This is a genomic window from Clostridium senegalense JC122 (genome assembly GCF_000285575.1).
Taxonomy (GTDB): Bacteria; Bacillota; Clostridia; order Clostridiales; family Clostridiaceae; genus Clostridium_J; species Clostridium_J senegalense.
Window position 1 is genome coordinate 765,747 of record NZ_HE611050.1, and the last position, 24,442, is coordinate 790,188.

At 27.8% G+C, this 24,442-nt stretch carries 28 protein-coding genes; 5 read left to right on the plus strand and 23 right to left on the minus strand.

Going from position 1 to position 24,442, the window contains the following annotated elements; genetic code table 11:
• Window positions 1-41: 41 nt before the first annotated feature.
• The 8 genes from scfA to CSGHG_RS04240 form a co-directional block, all read right to left on the minus strand.
• Window positions 42-179, minus strand: a complete 138-nt coding sequence (gene scfA / locus CSGHG_RS19845; RefSeq protein WP_010292964.1) for a six-cysteine ranthipeptide SCIFF — start codon at window positions 177-179, stop codon at window positions 42-44.
• A 149-nt stretch (window positions 180-328) separates the two neighbouring features.
• Complete coding sequence (locus tag CSGHG_RS04210) at window positions 329-697, minus strand: TIGR04086 family membrane protein (protein WP_010292965.1); 369 nt, start codon at window positions 695-697, stop codon at window positions 329-331.
• Between the two features lie 56 nt (window positions 698-753).
• Complete coding sequence (gene yajC, locus CSGHG_RS04215; RefSeq protein WP_010292966.1) at window positions 754-1,047, minus strand: preprotein translocase subunit YajC; 294 nt, start codon at window positions 1,045-1,047, stop codon at window positions 754-756.
• A 221-nt stretch (window positions 1,048-1,268) separates the two neighbouring features.
• Complete coding sequence (gene tgt, locus CSGHG_RS04220; RefSeq protein ID WP_010292967.1) at window positions 1,269-2,396, minus strand: tRNA guanosine(34) transglycosylase Tgt; 1,128 nt, start codon at window positions 2,394-2,396, stop codon at window positions 1,269-1,271.
• A gap of 61 nt (window positions 2,397-2,457) precedes the next feature.
• Window positions 2,458-3,483: a tRNA preQ1(34) S-adenosylmethionine ribosyltransferase-isomerase QueA gene (gene queA, locus CSGHG_RS04225; protein WP_010292969.1), complete on the minus strand. Its 1,026-nt coding sequence runs from the start codon at window positions 3,481-3,483 to the stop codon at window positions 2,458-2,460.
• Between the two features lie 320 nt (window positions 3,484-3,803).
• A complete protein-coding gene (ruvB, locus tag CSGHG_RS04230) occupies window positions 3,804-4,805 on the minus strand; it encodes a Holliday junction branch migration DNA helicase RuvB (protein WP_010292972.1) in 1,002 nt (333 codons plus the stop codon).
• A gap of 57 nt (window positions 4,806-4,862) precedes the next feature.
• Window positions 4,863-5,453: a Holliday junction branch migration protein RuvA gene (gene ruvA / locus CSGHG_RS04235; RefSeq protein ID WP_010292975.1), complete on the minus strand. Its 591-nt coding sequence runs from the start codon at window positions 5,451-5,453 to the stop codon at window positions 4,863-4,865.
• A gap of 220 nt (window positions 5,454-5,673) precedes the next feature.
• Window positions 5,674-6,294: a hypothetical protein gene (locus tag CSGHG_RS04240; protein ID WP_010292977.1), complete on the minus strand. Its 621-nt coding sequence runs from the start codon at window positions 6,292-6,294 to the stop codon at window positions 5,674-5,676.
• A gap of 717 nt (window positions 6,295-7,011) precedes the next feature.
• Between CSGHG_RS04240 and CSGHG_RS21730 the strand changes: the two genes are divergently transcribed.
• The 3 genes from CSGHG_RS21730 (at window position 7,012) to CSGHG_RS04255 (ending at window position 10,297) form a co-directional block, all read left to right on the plus strand.
• Window positions 7,012-7,809, plus strand: coding sequence for an ATP-binding protein (locus CSGHG_RS21730; RefSeq protein WP_010292979.1), 798 nt, complete (start codon window positions 7,012-7,014; stop codon window positions 7,807-7,809).
• A 2-nt stretch (window positions 7,810-7,811) separates the two neighbouring features.
• Entirely contained in the window at window positions 7,812-8,672 is an 861-nt protein-coding gene (locus tag CSGHG_RS04250; RefSeq protein ID WP_010292980.1) for a response regulator, read from the plus strand.
• Between the two features lie 596 nt (window positions 8,673-9,268).
• Complete coding sequence (locus CSGHG_RS04255) at window positions 9,269-10,297, plus strand: PTS sugar transporter subunit IIC (protein WP_010292982.1); 1,029 nt, start codon at window positions 9,269-9,271, stop codon at window positions 10,295-10,297.
• Window positions 10,298-10,359: 62 nt separating this feature from the next.
• On the opposite strand, the gene CSGHG_RS04260 is transcribed toward CSGHG_RS04255, so the two are convergent.
• The 8 genes from CSGHG_RS04260 to hflX all read right to left on the minus strand — a co-directional run bounded on the left by CSGHG_RS04260 (window position 10,360) and on the right by hflX (window position 16,239).
• Window positions 10,360-10,929, minus strand: a complete 570-nt coding sequence (locus CSGHG_RS04260; RefSeq protein ID WP_010292983.1) for a GNAT family N-acetyltransferase — start codon at window positions 10,927-10,929, stop codon at window positions 10,360-10,362.
• An 80-nt stretch (window positions 10,930-11,009) separates the two neighbouring features.
• Window positions 11,010-11,171 carry a hypothetical protein gene (locus CSGHG_RS23030; RefSeq protein ID WP_155844727.1) on the minus strand — a complete coding sequence of 54 codons (162 nt, stop codon included), beginning with the start codon at window positions 11,169-11,171 and terminating at the stop codon, window positions 11,010-11,012.
• 278 nt (window positions 11,172-11,449) lie between these two features.
• The gene (locus CSGHG_RS23035; RefSeq protein ID WP_155844728.1) at window positions 11,450-11,623 is read right to left on the minus strand and encodes a hypothetical protein; all 174 of its coding nucleotides are present in this window, start codon (window positions 11,621-11,623) and stop codon (window positions 11,450-11,452) included.
• Between the two features lie 5 nt (window positions 11,624-11,628).
• Complete coding sequence (locus tag CSGHG_RS04275) at window positions 11,629-11,970, minus strand: hypothetical protein (protein ID WP_010292984.1); 342 nt, start codon at window positions 11,968-11,970, stop codon at window positions 11,629-11,631.
• A 150-nt stretch (window positions 11,971-12,120) separates the two neighbouring features.
• Window positions 12,121-12,861 (minus strand): YebC/PmpR family DNA-binding transcriptional regulator, encoded by a 741-nt coding sequence (locus CSGHG_RS04280; protein WP_010292985.1) that lies wholly within the window; start codon window positions 12,859-12,861, stop codon window positions 12,121-12,123.
• Window positions 12,862-12,990: 129 nt separating this feature from the next.
• Window positions 12,991-13,644: a YigZ family protein gene (locus CSGHG_RS04285; protein ID WP_010292986.1), complete on the minus strand. Its 654-nt coding sequence runs from the start codon at window positions 13,642-13,644 to the stop codon at window positions 12,991-12,993.
• Window positions 13,645-13,658: 14 nt separating this feature from the next.
• Window positions 13,659-14,306, minus strand: a complete 648-nt coding sequence (locus CSGHG_RS04290; protein WP_010292988.1) for a HEAT repeat domain-containing protein — start codon at window positions 14,304-14,306, stop codon at window positions 13,659-13,661.
• A gap of 139 nt (window positions 14,307-14,445) precedes the next feature.
• On the minus strand, window positions 14,446-16,239 hold the full coding sequence (gene hflX / locus CSGHG_RS04295; protein WP_010292989.1) for a GTPase HflX: 1,794 nt from the start codon (window positions 16,237-16,239) through the stop codon (window positions 14,446-14,448).
• Window positions 16,240-16,642: 403 nt separating this feature from the next.
• Between hflX and hpt the strand changes: the two genes are divergently transcribed.
• The gene (hpt, locus tag CSGHG_RS04300) at window positions 16,643-17,167 is read left to right on the plus strand and encodes a hypoxanthine phosphoribosyltransferase (RefSeq protein WP_010292991.1); all 525 of its coding nucleotides are present in this window, start codon (window positions 16,643-16,645) and stop codon (window positions 17,165-17,167) included.
• Window positions 17,168-17,212: 45 nt separating this feature from the next.
• Here the strand turns inward: hpt and yunB are convergent, their stop codons facing one another.
• Window positions 17,213-17,845, minus strand: a complete 633-nt coding sequence (gene yunB, locus CSGHG_RS04305) for a sporulation protein YunB (protein WP_010292993.1) — start codon at window positions 17,843-17,845, stop codon at window positions 17,213-17,215.
• A gap of 183 nt (window positions 17,846-18,028) precedes the next feature.
• On the opposite strand from yunB, the gene CSGHG_RS04310 reads away from it, so the two are divergent.
• The gene (locus CSGHG_RS04310) at window positions 18,029-20,461 is read left to right on the plus strand and encodes a transglycosylase domain-containing protein (protein WP_010292994.1); all 2,433 of its coding nucleotides are present in this window, start codon (window positions 18,029-18,031) and stop codon (window positions 20,459-20,461) included.
• 31 nt (window positions 20,462-20,492) lie between these two features.
• Here CSGHG_RS04310 and spoVAE read toward each other — a convergent pair whose 3' ends face one another.
• The 6 genes from spoVAE to spoIIAA form a co-directional block, all read right to left on the minus strand.
• Window positions 20,493-20,849 carry a stage V sporulation protein AE gene (gene spoVAE / locus CSGHG_RS04315; protein WP_010292995.1) on the minus strand — a complete coding sequence of 119 codons (357 nt, stop codon included), beginning with the start codon at window positions 20,847-20,849 and terminating at the stop codon, window positions 20,493-20,495.
• Window positions 20,850-21,872 (minus strand): stage V sporulation protein AD, encoded by a 1,023-nt coding sequence (spoVAD, locus tag CSGHG_RS04320; protein WP_010292996.1) that lies wholly within the window; start codon window positions 21,870-21,872, stop codon window positions 20,850-20,852.
• 4 nt (window positions 21,873-21,876) lie between these two features.
• On the minus strand, window positions 21,877-22,323 hold the full coding sequence (gene spoVAC / locus CSGHG_RS04325) for a stage V sporulation protein AC (protein ID WP_010292997.1): 447 nt from the start codon (window positions 22,321-22,323) through the stop codon (window positions 21,877-21,879).
• Between the two features lie 152 nt (window positions 22,324-22,475).
• The gene (sigF, locus tag CSGHG_RS04330) at window positions 22,476-23,231 is read right to left on the minus strand and encodes an RNA polymerase sporulation sigma factor SigF (protein WP_010292998.1); all 756 of its coding nucleotides are present in this window, start codon (window positions 23,229-23,231) and stop codon (window positions 22,476-22,478) included.
• 9 nt (window positions 23,232-23,240) lie between these two features.
• Window positions 23,241-23,672: an anti-sigma F factor gene (spoIIAB, locus tag CSGHG_RS04335; protein WP_010293000.1), complete on the minus strand. Its 432-nt coding sequence runs from the start codon at window positions 23,670-23,672 to the stop codon at window positions 23,241-23,243.
• A gap of 13 nt (window positions 23,673-23,685) precedes the next feature.
• Entirely contained in the window at window positions 23,686-24,021 is a 336-nt protein-coding gene (gene spoIIAA / locus CSGHG_RS04340) for an anti-sigma F factor antagonist (RefSeq protein ID WP_010293002.1), read from the minus strand.
• Window positions 24,022-24,442 lie beyond the last annotated feature (421 nt).

Below are 24,442 nucleotides of genomic sequence, written 5' to 3' on the forward strand. Positions count from 1 at the left end.
AAAGCAGCAACTATATAGTTACTGCCTCTTTTTACTATTAATTAGTTTTCACAAGCTAAGTTAGCTACTGTGCATGAAGTTTTACATGCTGATTGACAAGAGTTTGCACACTCTTTGCATCCTGGCTTCTTTAAGCTTTCTTTTATGTTTGATTTGTTAACTGTTTTAATGTGTTTCATTGTAAATTCCTCCATCCTTTAGGTGTTTTTAATAATATATATATTATAATTTCAAAACCTGTTATTGTACAATAGTATATATCAAGTTTTTAAAATTTTTTTCATATTTATTAATTACACCAATGTTATATCTATAATTAATTTTAATTTTATAGATTCACTGTAATCATTCCTGATAATGCACCTACTAAGGTAGCCATAATCACTCTTGTAATTTCCTTTACTCCAAATGCAAATTCTTTACCACATAATATTGAAACTATAAATAATGCTACAATATAAAATAATCCAACTAAAATTCCCATAAGCCAACCATTACTTCCGGCTTTAATAGTAGCACATATAGTTCCATATATAATACTTATTAAGGTTAGTATTATATAAAATATAGAATTTACTTTCGGACCCACTGATATGACACTTATAAGCAATGAGTATACTATTAACGCAAACATTGTTAATATAAATGCTCTAAGTACACCATGTCCAACACAGGAATACTTTATTTTTTTACCCATTATAATCCCCCCCTATATTGTAATATATTACAATTAGGGGGCTTTTATTCATTGTTTTATTCTGCTTTAGTGTCTTTTTCCTCTTTTGATTTTATAACATAACTAATTCCGTTTTTAGCTAGTTTTATCCTTGCTCTATCCGGACCACTCTCTAATATTATAAATTCTTCTTGGATATTAACCACTCTTCCCATGATTCCACCTTTTGTCATTATTTCGTCATTAAGGCTTAAATCACCTAACATATCCTGATACTTTTTCTTTCTTTTTTTCTCTGGCAAGAAAATCATAACATAAAATAACCCTAACATTAATACTATAGGTACAATGTTAAATAAAATAGCTTGCATCCTTATTCCTCCTTATTTACACGATTACTTATAATCATGTTAAATTTTTTAATTTAATTTTAATTAAATCTCATCTCATAATACTTATCGTAAAATGATACATGGAGCATTTTAACATATTTCTTTATAAAAAGTTATATGTTTTTTAAAATTAATGAACTTTTTTAAAATATTTACCTATCTTTTATATTATAACCATAATATATAAATAGTAAAACCTATTATTTTGAGCCCCACGCTTTTAATTTTTCTGCTTTAAATTCTTCAAAATAATCGCCATCTATTGCATTTCTTATATCTTCCATAAGCTTATTATAAAAATATAAATTATGTAATACACAAAGCCTCATAGCTAACATTTCTTTAGCTTTAAATAAGTGCCTTATATAAGCTCTATTATAGTTCTTACATGTTGGACATTGACATCCTTCATCTATTGGTGCATCATCTAATTCATGCTTAGCATTCATAAGATTTATTTTACCATGTTTAGTAAATACGTGTCCATGTCTTCCATTTCTTGCTGGTAAAACGCAATCAAAGAAGTCTACTCCTCTTGATACTGCCTCTAATATATTTTCCGGTGTACCAACTCCCATTAAATATATAGGCTTATCTTGAGGTAAATAAGGTACTACTGCATCTATAATTCTATACATATCCTCATGACTCTCACCTACAGCTAATCCACCGATAGCATATCCATCTAAATCCATCTTTGTGATAGTTTTAGCATGTTCTATTCTTATATCTTCATAAACTCCACCTTGGTTTATTCCAAAAAGCATTTGTTCTTTGTTTATAGTATCTGGTAAAGAATTCAATCTATCCATTTCTACTTTACATCTTTCAAGCCATCTTGTCGTTCTAGCAACAGATGCCTCTACATATTCTCTTGAAGAAGGATTAGGTATACATTCATCAAAAGCCATAGCAATAGTAGATGCTAAGTTGCTTTGTATTTGCATACTTTCTTCCGGTCCCATAAATATTTTTTTCCCATCAATATGAGAGTTAAAATAAACTCCCTCTTCCTTTATTTTTCTCATTTTAGAAAGGGAGAAAACTTGAAATCCACCTGAATCTGTAAGTATAGGTCTATCCCAATTCATAAATTTATGTAATCCACCCATTTTGCTAACAACCGTATCTGTTGGTCTTAAATGTAAATGATATGTATTTGATAACTCTACTTGACAGCCTATGTCTTTTAGGTCCATAGATGACACAGCACCCTTTATAGCTGCTAGTGTACCAACATTCATAAATACAGGAGTTTGTATAACTCCATGAGGCGTTGTAAATTCACCCCTTCTTACCTTTCCACTTTTTTTTAATAATTTGTACATAAATCCAACCATCCTTTTGTAATTTTATTACACATGTTTTTATAATAGTATGTATCAAGATCTAATGTAAAAACATTGCATCTCCAAAACTAAAGAACCTATATCTCTCTTGTACAGCCTCTTTATATGCATTCATAACAATATCTCTTGTTGAAAAAGCACTTATTAACATTATAAGCGTTGATTCTGGAAGATGAAAATTAGTTATAAGAGCATCTACTATTTTAAATTTATATCCTGGATATATAAAAATACTTGTATATCCTGATTGTTCTTTAACTCTTCCACTTTCATCTGCAATGCTTTCTAAAGTTCTATTGGATGTTGTTCCTACTGCTATTACTCTTTTACCTTTATCTTTTGCAGCATTTATTGTATCAGCATTTTCTTTATTTAAATAATAATACTCTGAATGCATTTCATGTTCTTCAACCTTTTCTGTTTTTACTGGTCTAAATGTTCCAAGACCAACATGTAAAGTAACAAATGCTATATTAACACCTTTTTCTTTAAGCTTTTCTAAAAGTTCTTCTGTAAAATGTAGCCCTGCCGTTGGCGCTGCTGCCGATCCAACTTCCCTAGAATAAACTGTTTGATATCTTTCCTTATCTTCTAATTTTTCTGTTATGTATGGTGGTAATGGCATTTCTCCTAAAGCATCTAGTACCTCTTCAAATATTCCTTCATATTCAAATCTAACTTTTCTATTTCCATTTTCAAGTACTTCTATTACTTCAGCCTTTAATTTACCTTCCCCAAATTCAAATCTGTTTCCAACTTTAGCTCTTTTTCCTGGCTTTACTAATGTTTCCCAAACATCTTTTTCTAATCTTCTTAAAAGAAGGAATTCCATTTTAGCACCAGTTTCTTCTTTATGTCCATATAACCTTGCTGGCATAACCCTTGTATCATTTAAAACTAAGCAATCACCTTCATCTAAGAAATCTATAATATCCTTAAATGTTCTATGTTCTAATTCTCCTGTATTTTTATCAACTAGCATAAGTCTTGATTCATCTCTTTTGTCTAAGGGCACTTGTGCTATTAATTCTTCTGGTAAATCAAAATAAAAATCTTTTACGTTCACTGTCTACACCGTCCTAATTTTTAAATTTATTAAAAATAAAAAATTCAAATTATATTTATATAGTATAAGATTTTAACATAACCTTTAGATTCTTACTCTTATCATATGCGAAACCTTTATACCATCAAAAAAGTTACATTAAGTGGCTAGCTCTAGCAATAAACTTTCATATATAACCTTCTTCTAGCCACTTTTTACTCTCATATAGTATTACTATTTTAAATGCCATCTTTAATTCCTATATATAACTTTATTTTTGTCTCTAATATAAATTCTCTCAAGGTTATTATTTTACCACTTTATAAGCTATATCTCAAATATTATTTTTCTGGCATTTGAATGCCTAAATGTCTATAAGCCTTTTCTGAAGCTATCCTTCCACGAGGTGTTCTTATTATAAACCCTTTTTTTATCAAATACGGTTCATATACTTCTTCTAAAGACCCTAATTCTTCTCCTATATAATAGGCTAAAGTTTCTATTCCTACTGGCCCACCACCAAAATTGTATATTATTGCTTCTATTATTTTATTATCTATTTGATCAAATCCTTCTCTATCAATCTCTAAAAGCTCTGCTGCATTATTTGCTACTTCATAATCAATTATTCCATTTCCTTTTACAATGGAATAGTCTCTTACTCTTTTTAATAACCTATTTGTAATTCTAGGAGTACCTCTAGACCTTTTTGCAATTTCTAATGCCGCATCTTCTTTGATAGATACATTCATAATCTCTGCTGACCTAACAACTATTTCTTTTAATTGATTTTCACTATAATATTCCATAGGACAAAGCACTCCAAATCTATCTCTAAGTGGAGCTGTTAAAAGTCCTACCCTAGTTGTAGCTCCTATTAAAGTAAATTTAGGTAAATCTAATCTTATAGACTTTGCTGATGCGCCCTTTCCTATAACTATATCTAAAGAATAATCCTCCATTGCTGGATATAAAATTTCTTCTACAGCTCTATTCAGTCGATGTATCTCATCTATAAACAAAACATCATTATCACATAAGGATGTTAAAATAGATGCTAAATCTCCAGCCCTTTCTATAGCAGGGCCAGATGTAACTTTTAAATTTCCACCCATTTCTTTTGCAACTATATTAGCAAGCGTAGTTTTTCCTAAACCTGGTGGTCCATAAAAAAGAGTATGATCTAAAGGTTCACCCCTCATTTTAGCTGCTTTTAGAAATATATCTAATCTTTCTTTAACTTTATTTTGACCTATATATTCTTTTAATCTTTGCGGCCTTAATGAGTACTCTCCATCGCCATCTTCTTCTATAAAATCAGAAGTAACAATTCTATCCTCCATATAATCACTCCTTTCTTAAAATTATATAGTAACTTTATATACTATTTTAAATTCAGATTATTTCATTAAGTATCTTAAACATTTCTTAATCATATCTTCTATATTTGCTTCTTTTCCAACAGCTTTAACTGCCTTTTCAGCCTCTTTCTCTGAATATCCTAAAGCTAGTAAGGCACCAAAAGCCTCGTTATGAATAACATCCATTTCTATTATAGTCTCATCTATTCCAGTTTCCATAACTTCTTGCAAATCTAGCTTATCTTTTAATTCTAAAATGATTCTTTGGGCTATTTTTTTTCCTATTCCAGGAGCTTTTGTAATAGTTTTTTCATCACTACTTAATATTGCATACTTAAGATTTGTAACTGTACATATAGATAATAATGATAATGCTGCCTTTGCTCCAACCCCATTTATTGTAAGTAGCAAATTAAACATTTCAACTTCTTCTTTTGTTAAAAATCCATAAAGTCCTATAAAATCATCCCTTACGATTTGGATAATATTTAATTTTACTTCATCATTGGTATTTGGCATCTGGGCCATTGTATTTCCTGATGTAAATATCTTATATCCAATTCCATTGTTTTCTACAACTACATAATCTTTATTTATAGAAATGAATTTACCCTTTATATATTCATACATTTTTATAAATCCTTCCTAACATTCTATAATTTTTTACTAATAAATTATAACATTAAATTTATATAGTATTTCACTATATTACTTTAACATCAACAGATTTTCAATTCAACCTTAACACTTTTAAATTGCATCAATGTATGATTTTAGTTAGTTTTTATATGTGTATATAAAAAATGCATAGTAAAATTACTATGCATTTTAAACTTAATTATTTTATATTTTATGAACTACATAATGCTTTTGCATATTCTAATGCTGATTCTTTATCATCAAATTGATATTCTTTCTTTCCTTCATAAAAACTTTCTATTAAATTGCCTTTATCCTTAAGATTTTCTAATGTTATAGGCCTTTTATCTTCACTTCTTACATTTGGAACCATATTTTCAACAACTACTAAATTATTATCTTCTTTTTTATTGTATATAACAACTTTATTCTCATTTATTCCTATAAAATATTTTCCACTTTCATATGCATATCCTTGAATCTCTTTTATAAAGGTAATTTTATTAGAGGTATGTTTATCTAATTTATATCCATATCCTTTATATATTTCTTCTAATTGTCCCTCTTTTAAATCTTTAATTTTATCTTTATCCTTTTCTACTAATTTCATCATTTTATCATCATTTATAAAATTATTGCAATTAGAATATTTTATAAGAAACTCTACCACTGTATTATCTTTTACATTCGCAGAACTAACTTCCTTTGTTAATGTATCTACTTGTTTATTCTTAGCTATATTTATATAAAATGAATATCCACAAAAAAACAATGCAAAAACTATTATTAATGATGATAAAATTTGAAATTTGTATTCCTTTAATTTGTTCATTTTTTAATTCACTCCTTTGTATAAAAGTCTTTATTAAGATTTTTATCCATTTTTATACTTTTTATACAATTATGATGAATATTGCTGAATAAATTTAAATTTTAATTTATTTTTCTATATTATTTTTTTATTTTGTTTATGAAAGTTTAGATATTTCATATTTTGTGATAAAATAAATAGTGCGAATATTTGAATATTTCAAATGATTAAGAAGGGTTTTTATATGATAAATTTAAATATATTAGATATAAATAATAACATAAAAAGAACTATTCTAGTTAGTTTTTTTATCTCTATTGGGGCACAATTTCATATAAATTTATTTTTAACAAATTTTAAAATTTCATTTGCTATAATATTGTTGCCTATATTTATATATTTTCTAGGAAGTTTTAATGTTGCCTTAACCACATTATTATCTTCACTAGGAATTTTTTTTCTAAGAATAATCGTTCATTTTCTTACTACTGGCAGTTTTGATAATTCAATTTCAGCATACTCACCTGAAATATTTTTTTATATATTTTATGGATTATCTTTTAATTTTTATATAAAACTATTAACTATAATTTAAAAAATAAATTTTTTCTACTTAATCTAATAATAATAGATTATTTTGCTAATTTTATTGAAGGATTTATTCGTGTTGGTACTATAATCTTTTCCCTTAAAGTTCAAGAAAGTATTATTTTAGTTGCCATTATACGTTCTCTTTTAGTGTATATAGTTTTTGTTGCAATTGATTATTACAGTATTATCCTTTTAAAAAAAGAGCATGCTGAAAGATATAAAAAACTTTTATGGGTAACAGCTAAATTAAAAGGTGAAGTTTTTTGGATGGAAAAAAATATGCATACAATTGAAAATATAATGTCTACATCTTATGGACTTTTCGAAAAAATTTCTAAAAATACATCTAGTGAAACCTGGGCCAATGATTCATTAATAATTGCAAAAGACATTCACGAAATAAAAAAAGAATATTATTTAGTTGTTAGGGGAATTAAAGAAGCTCTAGAAGATAATCTTAATGATAATGGTATTTATTTTGAAGAAATCATAAAAATTCTTCAAATTAGTATGATACGAGAAATTTCTTCCTACAAAAAGAATATCTCCTTATCTTTTTCTATAGAAAGAAATTTTTTTACAAGCAAGCATTATTTTCTTATGTCTATTCTTAGAAATTTAATTATAAATTCAATAGAATCTATTACTGATGATAGGAAGCATTATATTAATGTTATTCATTATACAGATGAAGGAAATCATATTTTTAAAGTTAAAGATGATGGATTAGGCATTAAAAGTGAAAATTTAAATTACATATTTTCACCAGGATATTCAACTAAAATCAATTATGAAACAGGCGAAATTAATCGTGGTCTAGGGTTAAGCCTAGTAAAAGACATAATAACTGATGAATTACAAGGCTCAATTGATGTTACTTCCCTTGAAGGTATAGGGACAACCTTTTTAATTTATATACCAAAGAATATATTGGAGGAATCATAACCATGAATTTTTTTTTAATAGATGATGATGTAAACATAATAAATATATTAAAATTAATCATAGAAAGTAGAAGTTTAGGAACAATTATAGGATATTCTACTAACGGAATAGATGGATTAGAAGATATAAAAAACTTAACTCCTGATATTGTTATAGTGGACCTTCTGATGCCTTTAATGGATGGTATATCTTTAGTTGAAAAATGTAAAGAAGAAAATTTAGATATTAATTTTATTATGTTATCTCAAGTAAGTTCAAAAGATATTATAGGTAAGGCCTATGAAGCCGGTATTGAATTTTTTATTCAAAAACCTATAAATGCTATAGAAGTAGAAAATGTTATAGATAAAGTATCTAAATCAATATCAATAAATAGAACATTTTATAAAATGCAAAATTTATTTATAAAAGAAATTTCAACAAACATAAATGATTCTACTCCTCAAACTGAAGAATTATCTAAAGAAAATAATTTTATGTTAAAACTTCAAGCAGTACTTCAAAAATTAGGTATCATGGGTGAGTTAGGTAGTAAAGATATTTTAACTTTAGTTGAATATTTAATAAAAACTAATCAGAGTGTATATGATTTCACACTAAATAAACTTTGCAAAAAATTTACTGACAGTCCAAAATCAATGGAACAAAGAATCCGTAGAGCAGCAAATGCCGGAATGGTCAACCTTGCTAATCTCGGACTTGAAGATTATATGAATGATAGTTTTAATGAATATTCTAATACTCTTTATAATTTTGAACAAGTAAAAAAAGAAATGGACTTTATAAGAGGGAAAATTTCTGCTGGTGGAAAAACAAACATAAAAAAGTTTTTAAATGCATTAATGTTTTATAGTAAAGATTAATACTTGTAATTTCTATTTCTACTTATTATTAAGTATCAAAATTTATATTTAAAATTTATTTGATAACTTTAAAATATTTTTATGTAAGATACAGTGTTAAATTCTAAGTGATTTTGATCATTTCTCACTATTTGGGATATTCAAGTTTGAGGATAGATAATTCTTAAGATCAACTTAATACCTTATATGAATATGTTAATTTAAGTATTGTAATATAAACTTCAATGAAATGTATATGTGAAGATAACTTCTTTTCTTATACATTTTATTGAAGTTTTTTTAATTAATTATATCTTTAAGTTTTTTTATTTTTTAACAACCTATTAAACATTTATATATTTATTTAAATTATTATTAAGTTAATTTATAAAGCCATGTACATTGTTTAAATTTTTAGTATATTCTAAAAATTTAAATATTTTTCTTGTAATTATCTGTAGTTTTCTGTAACTACCTATTATACTTATAAATAAGTTAAAAGAAACCTATTTGTTTTAAAAATCGTTAGTGCTTTTTACATGCAACATTCATTTTTTATTATCATATTTCACTTTGAAAATTTTTCACATGTAAGCTTTAATTTTAGGAGGGGTTTTATGTTAATACTAGTTAAAGGTATAGGACTTTTACTATTAACCTTAGTTTTATTCTCACTATTTAGTTTAAAAATGCCTAAAGGACAAAAAGCAATGTCTGGACTTGCTAATGCAGCAGTAGCTACTTTTTTAGTAGAAGCCATCCATAAATATATAACTGGCGACTTATTGCAACTAACTTTTTTTGGAACTGTAGGTACGGCCGCAGGTAGTTTAGGTGGAGTTGCTGCTGTAATATTGGTATCATTGAATATGGGGGCTAACCCTGTTTTCGCTGTAGCTGGTGGTGTAGCAGTTGGTGGCTATGGTATATTACCCGGCTTCATAGCTGGATATATTATTGGACTTATATCTCCTTATATAGAGAAATATTTACCTGAAGGATTAGATGTAATATTAGGTGCTTTAATTATTGCTCCACTTGCAAGATTTATTGCTATAGGTGTGGATCCTGTTGTTAATTCTACTTTAGTTAGTATAGGTGGAATGATATCCGTTGCCGCTGAACAATCACCACTATTAATGGGCTTTTTGCTAGGTGGAATAATGAAAATGATTTGTACATCTCCATTAAGTTCAATGGCTCTTACTGCAATGCTAGGACTTAAAGGTCTAGCAATGGGTATTGCTTCTATAGCTTGTGTAGGAGGGTCTTTTACAAACGGATTAATATTTAAAAAATTAAAACTAGGAAATAAAAGCAATATTGTAGCAGTGATGTTAGAACCATTAACTCAAGCTCATATAATAACAATTAATGCAATCCCTATATATGTTTCAAATTTCTTTGGTGGAGGCCTTGCTGGACTTTCAGCTGCAATATTTGGAATAATCAACAACGCCCCTGGTACAGCATCACCGATTCCTGGTCTATTAGCACCATTTGCTTTTAATAATCCTAAAAATGTGATTTTTGCTATAATATTTGCCATACTTGGTGGAACTGTTGCTGGATTACTTGGTGGGTCTGTATTTAAGAATAAAGGCAGACAACCTTCTAATATTACCGGAACTGAAGAAGTAGCCTAAAATAAATAATATAAATTAAGACAGACTAAATTGCTTGTCTGTCTTTTATTGATTCTATTTTCTTAATTATTAATTATTTTTGAATATATAGCTATACTGATATATTGTTTTTCTATATTATTAAAATAATGTTCTCTTAAAACTCCCTCTCTATAAAAATTTAGTTTTTCTATCAATTTTACAGATGGTGTATTTTTTATATCTATTTTAGCTATAATTTTATGCATTTTAAGATTATTGAAAAAAAACTCTTCAACAGTTAATATACATTCGCTTGCGATTCCACATCTCCAATATTCTTTCAAAATACTATATCCTATTTCTGCATTATTTGAATTAAAATCTATATTATATATTCCTATCTCCCCTAAAAATTTTTCAGTTTTCTTATCTATTATACTCCACCTTATACCTGTTTTATTTTCATACATATTTTTAACTTTTTTTAAATACATATCACACTGTTTTTCTACATTAGTAATCTCCATGCCTGAATTTTTCATACTTTCATCATCTGACATCATTTTAATAAATTCATCTTTAAAACTGTAATTTACTTCTTTTAAGTAAAACCTTTCACTTTCTAAAAAAGGAAAATATTCAAAGTAACCATTTCTATCTTCTATACTCATAAAAACTCCTATACCATTTTATAAATTAAAAGCAATAACTATATAAATTATTAGTTATTGCTTTTATAATTTATTTAATATTATGATAAAAAGTAAAAACCTATGGCAATCCCAATTATAATAGCTCCTACTATAATTGCATTTGCTTTAACATTTGATTTTAAAAAATATTTTTTAGTATCATTTGGTTCTCCCCTAAATTCCGCTTCTCTAGCTGAAGTTCTTCTAAAACTATCTAACATAAATAGCACCCCCTAATTAAATTATATGAACTTAATTCATATAATTTACCATACAACACTTTTATTACATACATATTATCAAAATATTCCAAATATAGCAACTAATTTCATCATCTTTTGTATCCTTATCTTATTATTTTGAAATTAACCTAAAACAGTAATATATCTAATTTATAAAAACACAATACCTTAAATTATTCTTTTATCTTCAACTTTAAAACACGCTTCAAATTACATACTTATTACATACTTAAAATATTTAAATTTTACTTTATAAATTACATATGACTTTCAAAAACATAAATACAATTTTCTCTTTCATCTAAAAGAAAAGTAATCCAATCATAATTATCATTTTCAAACTTATGAAAATATAAATACTTATTATTATTATCTAGTACTAAACTTTCTTTCTTATAACTTTCTTTGTTATTACTATAAAATTTTTGCATATCCCCTACAATATATTTATTACATTTCTCCCATTTAAGCTCTTTTTTATATCAAGTAATTTTTCTTTAGAATATTGCAATATAACAACATCTTCTCCATCACCAAAAAAACTTGAGCCACTGTCTAAAACTTTTAATTCCTTTTGTGCCTTTGGAAGATTTAAACTCCAATTTGTATTTAAAGATTCAACATAGTTTTCAAAATTTGTTCCTTTTATAAAAACAATTCCACCAATAATACATATTATAAACAAAAATAACATCCACCTTATAATTCTATTTATACTTTTTCTTAAAGATATAAATAATATAATAACTATTATGCTAACTATTATTGTATAAAGCATATAAACACTCCATTCTTATGATTATAATTTAAAAAATCTATCACTATATTGTTTACTAGAAAAAAACTTATTAACTAAAAAAATCTACCTTTCATTACAAATAGTTATTCTGTAATGAAAGATAGATTTTCCAATAGTTTATTACAACTATTAACCTTCCCATCCTTCTGGGAATTCAGCATTGTGGTAAACTTCTTGAACGTCTTCATCATCCTCTAGAACATCAAGCATTTTTTGGAACTTCACAGCTGTTTCTTCATTTATTTCAGTGTATGTATCTGGTATCATTTTCACTCCAGCTTCTAAAAATTCAATTCCACTTTCTGATAATGCTTCTCTTACTTTTCCAAAATCCTCTGGTGCAGTTGTTACTACAAAAACTTCTTCTTCTGCAGCAAAATCTTCTGCTCCTGCATCTAAAGCTAACATCATTAATTCATCTTCATCTATGCTATCAATTTTCTCTATAACTATTTCACCTTTAGACTGGAACATAAATCCTACACATCCTGTTGAACCCATATTTCCACCTTGTTTAGAAAATGCATATCTTACATTTCCTGCTGTTCTGTTTTTGTTATCTGTTAAACATTCAACTATAACAGCTGTTCCTTCAGGACCATATCCTTCATAAACAATTGTTTCATAATCAACAGCATTTAACTCTCCCGCTGCTTTTTTTATGGCTCTTTGAATGTTATCATTTGGCATATTTGCAGCTTTTGCTTTTGCTACAACATCTCTTAATTTAGCATTTGTATCTTCACTAGGTCCACCATTTTTAACCGCAACAACTATTTCTTTTCCTATTTTTGTAAATATTTTTCCTCTTTTAGCATCAACTTTACCCTTCTTAGCTTGTATGTTATGCCACTTTGAATGTCCTGACATTTGAACTCCTCCTAACTAAATATATAAATACTGCCTATAATGGCTTATTTTAAATATTACTGCAACATTATAACATAATGAAATATTCCTTTCAAATTCAAGAATATATAAATTCTTATCAAAATCAAGTTAAATATTACACTCTTTATATAACCTATTTCCCATTTTAAAGTAAAATTCTTCATCTTCTTCACTTATTATAACTTTTCCACTTGTTGCTTCTACAAAACTATTAGAGACTTCTTCATAGTTACTACTTTCACAGTACATTATTAATTCAACTTTATCTGTGTAAATTATATCCTCTATATACCAATTGTTAGTCCCACATATATATTGTATTTTTCCTAGTAAATCATACTCTAATATAACTCTTATCTCAAACCCTTTAACCTTTTCAACAATCCCAGCTTCTTTTATGGCTTCAGCAGCGCCCTTCGAATAAGCTCTTACAAGCCCACCAGCCCCTAAAAGTATACCACCAAAATATCTTGTAACAACAACTGCTACATCTGTTAAATCATTTTTCTTTAAAACTTCTAACATAGGTATACCTGCTGTCCCTTGAGGCTCTCCGTCATCACTATACCTTTGAATATTCTTATTTTCTCCTACAATATATGCAGAGCAATTATGTGTAGCTTGTTTATGCATACCTTTTATTTTACTTACAAATTCTTTTGCTTCATCTTCTGTTGTTACCCTTTTGGCATGTCCTATAAAAACTGATTTTCTCTCATCAAACTCTGCCTTTGCTTCATCTTTTATAGTAAAATAACTCATACCATTCCTCCATTCTATATACCTAAATATTCCTCACAAGCCTTTTGTATATAAGCTTTATCTGTAGAATTATATATTTCTTTTATTCTTTCCTTATAATCTATACCATTAATTTTCTTTAATGACTTTATGGCATAGCTAACAACTTGACCATTTTCATCCTTTAATGCTCTTGCAAGCGCTGGCTCACATTTTCCATCACCAATTTTCCCTAGTGCAGAAACGGACAATCTTTTTATGTTTACAAACTTATGAACCGTACATCTTATAAGAAAGTCAACGGATTTATTAGACTTTAGCTCTCCTAACATCCATATTGCTACTTCTTTTTCTTTTAATGATATATTTAAATGATTATTTAATATGTAATCTATAAGTTTAGTTTTATTAACTGTGTCTAAGCTATTTAATATATATATTCTTTCATTTTTAGCTACTGTAGTTAAATTTTTAAACAATTGTTCAATATTTTCACTCTTATTTAAATATCTATATTTCATCTTTGACAATATAAGATGTCTTTGAACATCACTTTTGTCAATATTTCTAATTCTACTTATGGCATCTAAAGATTTTCCTTCTAAATGAAGAAAATATGATATTTCCTCTTCAGAATAGTTTTCTATAAAATTCCAATCGAATTTTACTAATCCTTTGCTCATCTTCTCACCACCTGTACACATTTCATTATATACATTATAATATACCACTTTACATTTTCATAGCATGGCATAATTAAATGACATAATTAAAAGATGACTCAATTTCATTAACAATGAATAAAGTCACCTTTTAAAAATATTATTCTACTATATATTTTTTGCACTTATTATAAACTTCTTCATCACCTTGAACTTCCATCAGCGTTCCTTCTGCTTCATAACTCTCACTATCTACTTTTCCATTTCTATGAATATACGCAACAGTACTTGAATCACTATATGGAATTAAAACTTTAAATTTTTTCAACTTATATGGAAGTAACTTTGTACATTTATTTAAAAGCAAATCTAAATTTATATTTTCTTTTGCAGACACTTCTATTATCTCATAGTTATCGTACTTTTCTTTTAATTTATTGATTATATCTTTATCTGCACTATCTATTTTATTTAAGATTAACATAGTAGGTTTATCATTAGCCTTAAGCTCTTTTAAAACTTCCTCTACAACTTCTATTTGCTTTTCAGCATCACTATTAGCACTATCAACAACATGAAGTACTAAATCAGCATATATAACTTCTTCTAATGTAGATTTAAATGCTTCAACTAAATCATGTGGAAGTTTTCTTATAAATCCAACTGTATCTGTTATTGTTCCTACTCTATTATCTGGAAGAAGTATTCCTCTTGTAGTAGTGTCTAAGGTAGCAAATAACATGTCTGCTTCAAAAACTTTTTCTTTAACGGTAGCAGATTTTAAAGGATATAAATCACATAACTTATTTCTCAGTGTTGATTTCCCAGCATTTGTATAACCTGCAAGGGCTATTTTAGATACAGTATCTTTACTTCTTTTTTCTCTTTGTGTAACCCTAATATGCTTTATTCTGTCAAGTTCTTTTGAAAGATCTAATATTCTTTCTCTTATATGCCTTTTATCTGTTTCTAATTTTTTCTCTCCTGGTCCTCTTGTACCTATACCTCCACCAGTTCTTGAAAGAACGGTTCCAAGTCCTGCAAGTCTTGAAAGTCTATATTTAAGTTGAGATAGTTCTACTTGTATTTTTCCTTCTTTCGATTTAGCACGTCTTGCAAATATTTCAAGAATTAATGTAGTTCTATCAATAACTTTAACGCCTAATGCCTGCTCTAAATTTCTAACCTGTGCCCCAGAAAGTTCTTCATCAAATATAACAACATTGGCCCTTAATGATTGTCTAATTAAAGCTACTTCTTCAACCTTTCCTCTTCCTATATAAAAAGCCGGGTCTATCTTGTTCTTACTTCTCTTTTGAAGCGTTGAATATACAGGCACTACCTCACAAGCTTTAGCAAGCTCCTCTAATTCCTCTAAACTTTCTTCATCTTCAGTACCTACTAAAACTGCTCTTTCCGTATTATCTTCAACGACATTATTGTTTTTAATAATATCTTCTATATATTTTATTTTTTCTAAAAGGTTAAAATTTAAAAGTTCCTCACTGTTTCTTAAATGCACTTCTTCTTCTACTAATATATTATCAGTTACATCACAAAAACCAATATTATAATTAAGTTCTTCACTTTCACTAACAGCTATTGCTACCATAGCATCTAATTTTAATTTTATTAGTGCTGATATATCTAATGCGGAAAGTTTAGGATTACCATTGGGATGAGTATGTATTACCCTTACACCTGAAAGTTTTCCTTCACGAACATCAATTAAAGGCACGTCAACAGTGCTACTATCTCCTACAGCTATTGAGACTATATTCCCCTTTCTATCTATTGCAACACTAACTTCCCTTTCAATTTCTAATGTAACTTCTTTTAATATATTTACTATATCTAAAGTAACAACAGTATCTTTAGGCACCTTTAAATCTTGTATAACTTCTAATTTATTTAATATGGATTTTTTTACTCCATCTATATTTCCATCTATCATGCAAACCCCTCCTTATAAAAGCTAACTAGCATACTTTTTTTAAAATCACATAATAATAGTATAGCATCTTAAGCTAAATATCTACTAATATTTATATCCTTGCCAAATTCCAATTAATTTTATACCTAACTAAATTCATAAACTTATATTTAAAATTTTAACTCTAATTATGTTTTTTCTGTTATTAAACACTAGGATTATAGCTTGTTTTATATATTTATTGAAAAAACTTATAATTGTTGTTAATATAAATAATATATCATTTTTATAATACAATTTATTGTTATTTAAAATTCAATATATTATTTACACTAAGGGCATAATATTTAACGTATATATTATTTTTAAAAGCATTAATTAAACAATAAATTCAAACAAAATATTTATATAGGGGCGTGTTCAAATGGAAAACAAAAAAGTTAATGTATTATTTTCTAAAGAAGAAATTGAAAAAGCAAATGCTAGACTAGGAAAAGAAATTTCTGAAGCTTATGAAGGAAAAAAACTTTATGTTTTATCACTTCTTAGAGGTAGCTTTATATTTGCTGCTGATTTAGTAAGATATATATATGTTCCTACAAAAATAGGTTTTATGACAACCTCTAGCTATGGTCATAATGAAGAATCATCTGGTATTGTTAAAGTTGTTAATGATGTTCCTGACAATATAGAAGGGTTTGACGTTTTAATTGTTGATGACATTATTGACAGTGGGATAACAATGGATTTTGTTGTAAATCATATAAAAAGCTTAGGTGCAAATTCTGTTAAATGTTGTTCTTTACTTGATAAACCATCAAGAAGAAAAGTAAGTATAAAACCTGACTTTTGCGGATTTGCTATTGAAGATTTATTTGTAGTTGGTTATGGTTTAAACTATGGTGATTATTATAGAAACATACCTTACATATTTAATTGGGAATCATAATTAAATTTATTTAATCTTAAAACGAGTGAAAAATCACTCGTTTTTTTATTGTTTATTCATATCCATTTGTATTGAAGTTTCAGGTATTTTTCCTACTATAATCGTTTCTGCTATAGGTACCTGAGTAGCAACTTGTACATCTTCATTAGCCATAGGTAATATCACTTTAATATTTGTTTTTACTTCTACATATATTTTATGTCTTACTTGATTTATACCTGCTGTCTCAAAATCTGAACTGTATTTTGTTTCTACATGCCCTATCGGTTGCATTTTAGCTGTTATTTTAGGTCCAAAATTTGCCAATATATTATTCTTAGTTATATATCCAGTTGGAATTTTTACATCTTGATAACTTAAATTATTTAATTCTTCTTGAATTTCTAAAGATACTTCATTAGCAATTTTGTTCATCTTTAATGTGTCTGCTTGTACCAATACAATATTCCCATTCTCATCTTTTTGAAATTTAATAATGTCTTCATAATCAAATTCATTTACGTATTTTTCCAAAATAGATTTATTCATAACTTGCACTGCTCTTGCTCTCATTTCTCCATCACAAATTGCAAGAACACTTGGTAATATAATTTCATCAAAATAATATATAAATGAACTAAGTATGGCAAATATAAATATAATTACCATTACTATTTTTAACTTCATGTATTTTTTCATATACAATTATCCCCTTTTTTTAATAAAATTTTCTTAATATGTTTACTTTCTAGTAAAATAGTAATAATAAATTATATGTACTATTATTTATATAAAGAATAATTTTATAAATTTTATTAATTTTATATAGTATGATATAATACAAAAATGATAATCAACAGAATAATCCTAAGGAGGATGCTTATGAGTGAAAAAAAGCCTACGGTTGAAAATAAAAATAATAAAACAAGTAGAAAAAAAATACTTAAAGGTATATTTATTGTATTTATTATATTATTCTTATCATGTGCAGCAATAGGTACTGGCGTAGTTTACGGTATGATAAAAACTGCACCAACAATAGATGTGGAAAAGTTCCTTGATATTGAGGAAACTTCTACTATATATGATTCTAAAAGTAATCTAATAGATGAATTCTTAACTCCAGAGCGACGAATATCTATAGATATAGATAAAACTTCTGAAAATTTAAAAGATGCTTTTGTTAGCATAGAGGATGAACGTTTTTATTCTCATAAAGGTATTGATTTTAGAAGAATAGGTGGAGCAATATTTCAAGATGTTAAAATCATCTTTGGCATGTCTGAAGGTAATTTACAAGGGGCATCTACTATAACTCAACAGTTAGTTAAATATAGATATTTTCTAGAAGATTCCCTAGAAAATAGAACATCCATAAAAAGAAAAGTTCAAGAAATGTACTTATCCTTAAAACTTGAAAAAGAACTTAGTAAAAGTGAGATTTTAGAATCTTATATGAATACTATATACTTAGGTGGAACTTCCCATGGTGTAGAAGCTGCATCTCAAATGTATTTTAATAAATCTTCAAAGGATTTAACATTAAAGCAATCAGCTTTTATAGCAGGCGCTGCACAGAATCCATCTGTGTCTTATTATAATGCTTATGAAAACTTTAAAAATAATATACCTTTTGATTCTCCTAGAACAAAAACTGTTTTAGATAAAATGTTAGAACTTGGGAAAATAACTAATACAGAATATGATGCTGCAATTGAAGACCCTTTGACATTTGACTTTAATATTAATTCTAACAATGGAATGAATTTTGAATATTTTTCAAGACCTGCCATAAATCAAGTTGTGGATGATATGGTAGAGATTTATAAAATTTCTAAATCCGAAGCACTTGATAAGTTAATGTATGGTGGTTATAAAGTTTATACCACTATGGATACAGAACTTCAAAATGAGGTTCAAGAAATAGTAAATGATTCTAATGGATCTATATTAAATATTAATGATAATCCAAACTTACAAGCATCAGCAACAATCATGGATTATAAAACTGGTGATGTTAAATGTATTGTTGGTGGCCGTGGTAAGCAGGAACCAAACTCTTATAATAGAGCTGCTTCTGAAAATTTCTTACGTTCTCCTGGTTCTTCATTAAAACCACTTACGGTCTATGCTCCAGCTATAAATGAGCAGATTTTAACTGCTGGTTCAATGATTGAAGATTCTCCAATTCCAACTTCAATAGGTTCAAAATATGGAGATCCTCCATATGATCCTAAAAATGCGCAATTAGACTATGAAGGTTATATGACACTACGAGATTCTATACGTAGTTCTAGAAATACTGTTGCTACTAAAGTAACAGACACTATTGGTCTTGATATTTCTGCAAAATATGGCACAAATTTTGGAATTCAACTAGATGAAACAGATAAAAGCTCAATTTCAGCTCTAGCTTTAGGACAGCTAGATGGTGGTAGTTTAGCTGGAACAAATCCTTTAGCCTTATCTGCAGCTTATGGAACTTTTGGTAATAATGGAGTTTACACTAAACCAAGATTATATACAAAAGTATTAGATAGACATGGAAAAGTAATTTTAGAAAATAAAATTGAAACAAACACTGTCTTATCATCTCAAGCTTCATATATAGTTTATGATATGCTAAAAGAACCTGTAATTGGAACTGGTCCTAGTGCGGCTTTTGGTAATATGGAAGTTAGAGGTAAAACTGGTACTGCTTCTGATTCTACTGATTTAACCTTTGCAGGGTTAACGCCTTATCTTTCTGCTGCAGTATGGATTGGAAATGATGATTATACTCCAATTTATAATATGAACAGTGATAAACCTGCTGCACTTTGGGGTAGAGTTATGGCTGCTGCTCATAGGAGCTTAGAATATTCGGAATTAGCACGTCCTGATGGAATTGTCAGTGTAGATATCTGTAGAGACTCAGGTACTCTTCCTACACAATTATCTTATAAAGATCCTAGAGGCAATCGTGTATACTCAGAGTTGTTTATTGACGGCACTCAACCTTCTTCTTTAGATAACATTCACGTAGAGTCTCAATATGTTTTAGGCGCTGATGGAAAATATTACTTACCATCTGAAAATACACCAAAAAGCAAAATAAAAACAGGAGTATTTATAACTAGGGATTATTATTCATATGTATTCCTTAATGATTCAAAATGGTTAGTCCCTACTGAAACAGATCCAACATCTTATAAGACTACTGATAAAGACAAGGAGAAAAATAAAGATAAAGATAAGGATAAAGACAAAGATAAAGATAAGAATTCCAATTCAAATAAAAATAAAAATAAATCTAGTAATAGAAAATTATTTTAAAAAACAAAGTAGAGCTTTGAAATTCAAAGCTCTACTTTGTTTTAGCATTAGATAAAACTGACATTATATACCCAAATACAATAGCTGCACTTATTCCTCCAGCTGCACCTTGAACACCGCCAGTAAATATTCCTAGAAAACCATCTTTGTCAACAGCCTTCATTACACCATTTGCTAGCGAATATCCAAAGCCTGGTAGTGGTACAGTAGCACCAGCTTTTCCTATTTGCACTACTTTTTCATATATTCCAAGGCCCTGTAATATAACACCACCTGTAACAAACAAAACTAATATCCTTGCTGGAGTTAACTTAGTTGTATCCATTAATATTTGACCAATAACACATATTATTCCACCAACTATAAATACAGATAAATATTCATTCATTTAATCACCATCCATTTCAATAGCTACAGCATGTGCAATACCTGGTATAGTCTCACCTTGTAGGGTTGATATAGAATTTAAAAGTGCTCCCGTTGAAACTAAGAGAACTCTTTTTAATTCTCCTTTAATCATCTTCTTGTAAATATAACTTCCCATAACAGCCGCTGAGCAACCACAACCACTGCCTCCAGAATTGGTATCTTGCTTTTCACAATCAAATATTTCTGCACCACAATCAATGTAATTTTTTTTAACATCAATTTTACATTCTAATAATAGCTTTTCTGTTATTGTTTTTCCTATACTACCTAAATCTCCAGTAACAATCAAATCATAATAATTAGGTTTTAAACCTGTATCAACAAAGTGTTGTTTAATTGTATCTACTGCTGCTGGTGCCATTGCTGCTCCCATTTCATTAGGATCTGTTATCCCATAATCTTTAATCTTACCTGTTGTAATATATGTAATATGTGGTTTATGCTTAACATTTCTATTTGTTAGCATCATTGCTCCGGCTCCTGTAACAGTCCATTGACAACTAGGCGTTCTTTGACTTCCCATTTCTAATGGAACTCTAAATTGTCTTTCTGCTGACGAAAAATGCGAGGATGTAGATGCGATAGCATAATTAGCACATCCAGCTTCTACAGCCATGGCTGCAACTGAAAGAGTTTCTGTCATATTAGAGCAAGCACCATACATACCTATAAATGGTATACAAAGATCTCTAGCCATAAAACTTGAGGAAAATAATTGATTTAATAAATCTCCACTAAATATATAGTTTATATCACTTTCTTTTACATTTGCATCTTTTATACATCCTTGAACTGCTGAATAGTGTATCTTACTTTCTGCTTTTTCAAAGGTTTCACACTGACACATATCATCATCTAATATTTCGTGAAAATAATCTTTTAATGGCCCTTCTCCTTCTTTAGGACCTACAACTGTATATGTAGAAAGAATTTTAGGTTTACTTTCTAATTTTACTGTTTGCTTTCCCATTCTGATTGCCAAAAAATCACCACCTAATAAAATAATATAGAAGTCCTAATATTACCGAAGCTGTTGTTCCATATGCTAAAACTGGACCTGCAATTGTAAATATTTTTGCTCCAACACCTAAAACATAGCCTTCTTTTTTAAATTCAATAGCTGGAGATACTACAGAGTTAGCAAACCCTGTTATTGGTACTACAGAACCAGCACCTGCATAATCACCAATTTTATCATAAACACCAATTCCTGTTAGACTAGCTCCTATAAATATCATTATTATAGGTAAATATACTTTAGCCTGTTCAACAGATATTCCAAATCGAAGTAATACATTATATATCACTTGACCTATAGTGCAAATTAATCCTCCTGTCCAAAATGCTCTAAAACAGTTTTTTATTAAATTTGGTTTAGGAGTTTCTTCTTCATATAACTGATGAAATTTTTTCTTCAGTTTATTTTCCTTCATAAAGTTCACCTCTTTTATAACTATTATTCTTCTATATATTATTAGTAACTAATCTTACTATTATTCTTTAATAAGATTATATTAAAATAAAATATAATCTTATTAAAAACTTTATATCTAAAAATTAAAAGTGGTTAAGATATTTTTACATCTTAACCACTTAATTTTTCTTTCATAATTTTCAATACTTTTTTCTCTATTCTAGATACCTGAACTTGACTTATACCTAGCATCTTAGCAACTTCAACTTGTGTTTTATCCTTAAAATATCTTAACATAATAATTTGTCTTGATTTTGCATCTAATTTACTTAGTGCTTCTTTTAATGCTAATTTATCTAAAACCTCTGTATCTTCCTCATAATCTTCACTTAATTTATCAATTAATAATACTGGTGCGCCATCATCATGATGAATAGTATCATATAAATATTGCATATTATTAGATGCCTCTAGTGCAGTGATTATTTCTTCTTTAGGTATTTCTGAAAATTTAGATAATTCTTCTATTGTAGGATCCCTTCCTAATTTTTTTGCAAGTGTATCTTTATCATAATGTATCTTTTTTGCAACAGTTTTTATACTTCTACTTACTTTTATTATTCCATCATCTCTTAGAAACCTTTTTATTTCTCCTACAATCATTGGAACTGCATAAGTTGAAAACTTAACATTAAACCCATCATCAAAATTATTTACAGCTTTTACAAGGCCTATACAGCCAATTTGAAATATATCATCATACTCATAGCCCCTATTTAAAAATTTCTTACTTAATGCAGATACTAGTGGTAAATTCATTTCAATTAGAAAATCTAGAGCTTCCTTATCGCCACCTTTAGCTTTTTTTATAAGCTCCATATTATCATCGTAATTATAATTATTCACCTTATAATTTTTTTCCCCCATATTAGTCACCTATACTGCTGAGTTAAAAGTTTTCTTCATAATAACTTTAGTTCCTTCACCTTGTGTTGATATTACCTCTAAACTATCCATAAAAGTCTCCATAACAGTAAATCCCATACCTGACCTTTCTAAGTCTGGTCTTGAGGTAAATAGTGGCTCTCTAGCTGTTTTTACATCATTTATACCTTTTCCTTTGTCTACAACAATTACAGTCAATTCATTTCCTTCTATAGTTGCTTCTACTTCAACCATTTTGGTTGAATCTTCCTCATAGCCATGTATTATAGCATTAGTAACCGCCTCTGATATAGCAGTTTTTATATCATTTATCTCCTCTATTGTTGGATCTAATTGAGCTGCAAACACTGATACTACAACTCTTGCAAAGCTTTCATTTTCAGATTTACTTAAAAACTCTATTTTCATTCTATTGTGACTCATCTTAATCCCTCCATTAAACATTCTTTAATGCTTCATCAACATTGTCATAAACATCAATAATTTTAAATAAACCTGACAACTCAAAAACCTTTTTTATAGAAGGTTTTAAATCTGTCACACATAGACTTCCACCATGCATAGATATTTTTTTATATCTTCCTATAACAGCTCCTATCCCTGAGCTATCCATAAAAGATACTCCTGAAAAATTTAATATAAGTTTCATAGTTCCTTCCATATCCATTCTGTCATCTATCTTATTTCTTAGTTCTGAAGCACTATGATGATCAAGCTCTCCGTTAAGTTTTACTATTAACTTTTCATTTAACTTTTCAAATGTTAATTGCATAATATTCCCTCCAACCATTACTAAAATTCTAATATTAATCTATTTAACTTATTATTATATTCTTTTAAATATGTTATATTACAAAAACATTATAACACAAATTTAAATTTTTTACATTATTTTACTATTATTTTATAATAAAACTTATTTTTTATAAGCAAAATATAAAATATTTTCTAACTTAATCCAATATTTTTTTAATATTATACTTTACAATAACATTTGTTATAGACATTGAAGCCCTGTTTTCTTCAATTTAATAATATAATTTACTTTATAAATTTATATAAAATAAAAAATTACGGTTAGAATTATCAGAAACATAGTGCATAATGAACTCCTTAACTCTTAACTAAAATAACTTTTTAACTATCTGTAAAATATTAATTGAACTTTTCTCACTTAATAAATAAATTTAAAT

Coding starts and splice junctions, on each gene's coding strand:
- scfA (WP_010292964.1), bottom strand. CDS start 179: ATGAAACACATTAAAACAGTTAACAAATCAAACATAAAAGAAAGCTTA.
- CSGHG_RS04210 (WP_010292965.1), bottom strand. CDS start 697: ATGGGTAAAAAAATAAAGTATTCCTGTGTTGGACATGGTGTACTTAGA.
- yajC (WP_010292966.1), bottom strand. CDS start 1,047: ATGCAAGCTATTTTATTTAACATTGTACCTATAGTATTAATGTTAGGG.
- tgt (WP_010292967.1), bottom strand. CDS start 2,396: ATGTACAAATTATTAAAAAAAAGTGGAAAGGTAAGAAGGGGTGAATTT.
- ruvB (WP_010292972.1), bottom strand. CDS start 4,805: ATGGAGGATAGAATTGTTACTTCTGATTTTATAGAAGAAGATGGCGAT.
- ruvA (WP_010292975.1), bottom strand. CDS start 5,453: ATGTATGAATATATAAAGGGTAAATTCATTTCTATAAATAAAGATTAT.
- CSGHG_RS04240 (WP_010292977.1), bottom strand. CDS start 6,294: ATGAACAAATTAAAGGAATACAAATTTCAAATTTTATCATCATTAATA.
- CSGHG_RS04250 (WP_010292980.1), top strand. CDS start 7,812: ATGAATTTTTTTTTAATAGATGATGATGTAAACATAATAAATATATTA.
- CSGHG_RS04255 (WP_010292982.1), top strand. CDS start 9,269: ATGTTAATACTAGTTAAAGGTATAGGACTTTTACTATTAACCTTAGTT.
- CSGHG_RS04260 (WP_010292983.1), bottom strand. CDS start 10,929: ATGAGTATAGAAGATAGAAATGGTTACTTTGAATATTTTCCTTTTTTA.
- CSGHG_RS23030 (WP_155844727.1), bottom strand. CDS start 11,171: ATGTTAGATAGTTTTAGAAGAACTTCAGCTAGAGAAGCGGAATTTAGG.
- CSGHG_RS23035 (WP_155844728.1), bottom strand. CDS start 11,623: ATGCAAAAATTTTATAGTAATAACAAAGAAAGTTATAAGAAAGAAAGT.
- CSGHG_RS04275 (WP_010292984.1), bottom strand. CDS start 11,970: ATGCTTTATACAATAATAGTTAGCATAATAGTTATTATATTATTTATA.
- CSGHG_RS04280 (WP_010292985.1), bottom strand. CDS start 12,861: ATGTCAGGACATTCAAAGTGGCATAACATACAAGCTAAGAAGGGTAAA.
- CSGHG_RS04285 (WP_010292986.1), bottom strand. CDS start 13,644: ATGAGTTATTTTACTATAAAAGATGAAGCAAAGGCAGAGTTTGATGAG.
- CSGHG_RS04290 (WP_010292988.1), bottom strand. CDS start 14,306: ATGAGCAAAGGATTAGTAAAATTCGATTGGAATTTTATAGAAAACTAT.
- hflX (WP_010292989.1), bottom strand. CDS start 16,239: ATGATAGATGGAAATATAGATGGAGTAAAAAAATCCATATTAAATAAA.
- hpt (WP_010292991.1), top strand. CDS start 16,643: ATGGAAAACAAAAAAGTTAATGTATTATTTTCTAAAGAAGAAATTGAA.
- yunB (WP_010292993.1), bottom strand. CDS start 17,845: ATGAAAAAATACATGAAGTTAAAAATAGTAATGGTAATTATATTTATA.
- CSGHG_RS04310 (WP_010292994.1), top strand. CDS start 18,029: ATGAGTGAAAAAAAGCCTACGGTTGAAAATAAAAATAATAAAACAAGT.
- spoVAE (WP_010292995.1), bottom strand. CDS start 20,849: ATGAATGAATATTTATCTGTATTTATAGTTGGTGGAATAATATGTGTT.
- spoVAC (WP_010292997.1), bottom strand. CDS start 22,323: ATGAAGGAAAATAAACTGAAGAAAAAATTTCATCAGTTATATGAAGAA.
- sigF (WP_010292998.1), bottom strand. CDS start 23,231: ATGGGGGAAAAAAATTATAAGGTGAATAATTATAATTACGATGATAAT.
- spoIIAB (WP_010293000.1), bottom strand. CDS start 23,672: ATGAGTCACAATAGAATGAAAATAGAGTTTTTAAGTAAATCTGAAAAT.
- spoIIAA (WP_010293002.1), bottom strand. CDS start 24,021: ATGCAATTAACATTTGAAAAGTTAAATGAAAAGTTAATAGTAAAACTT.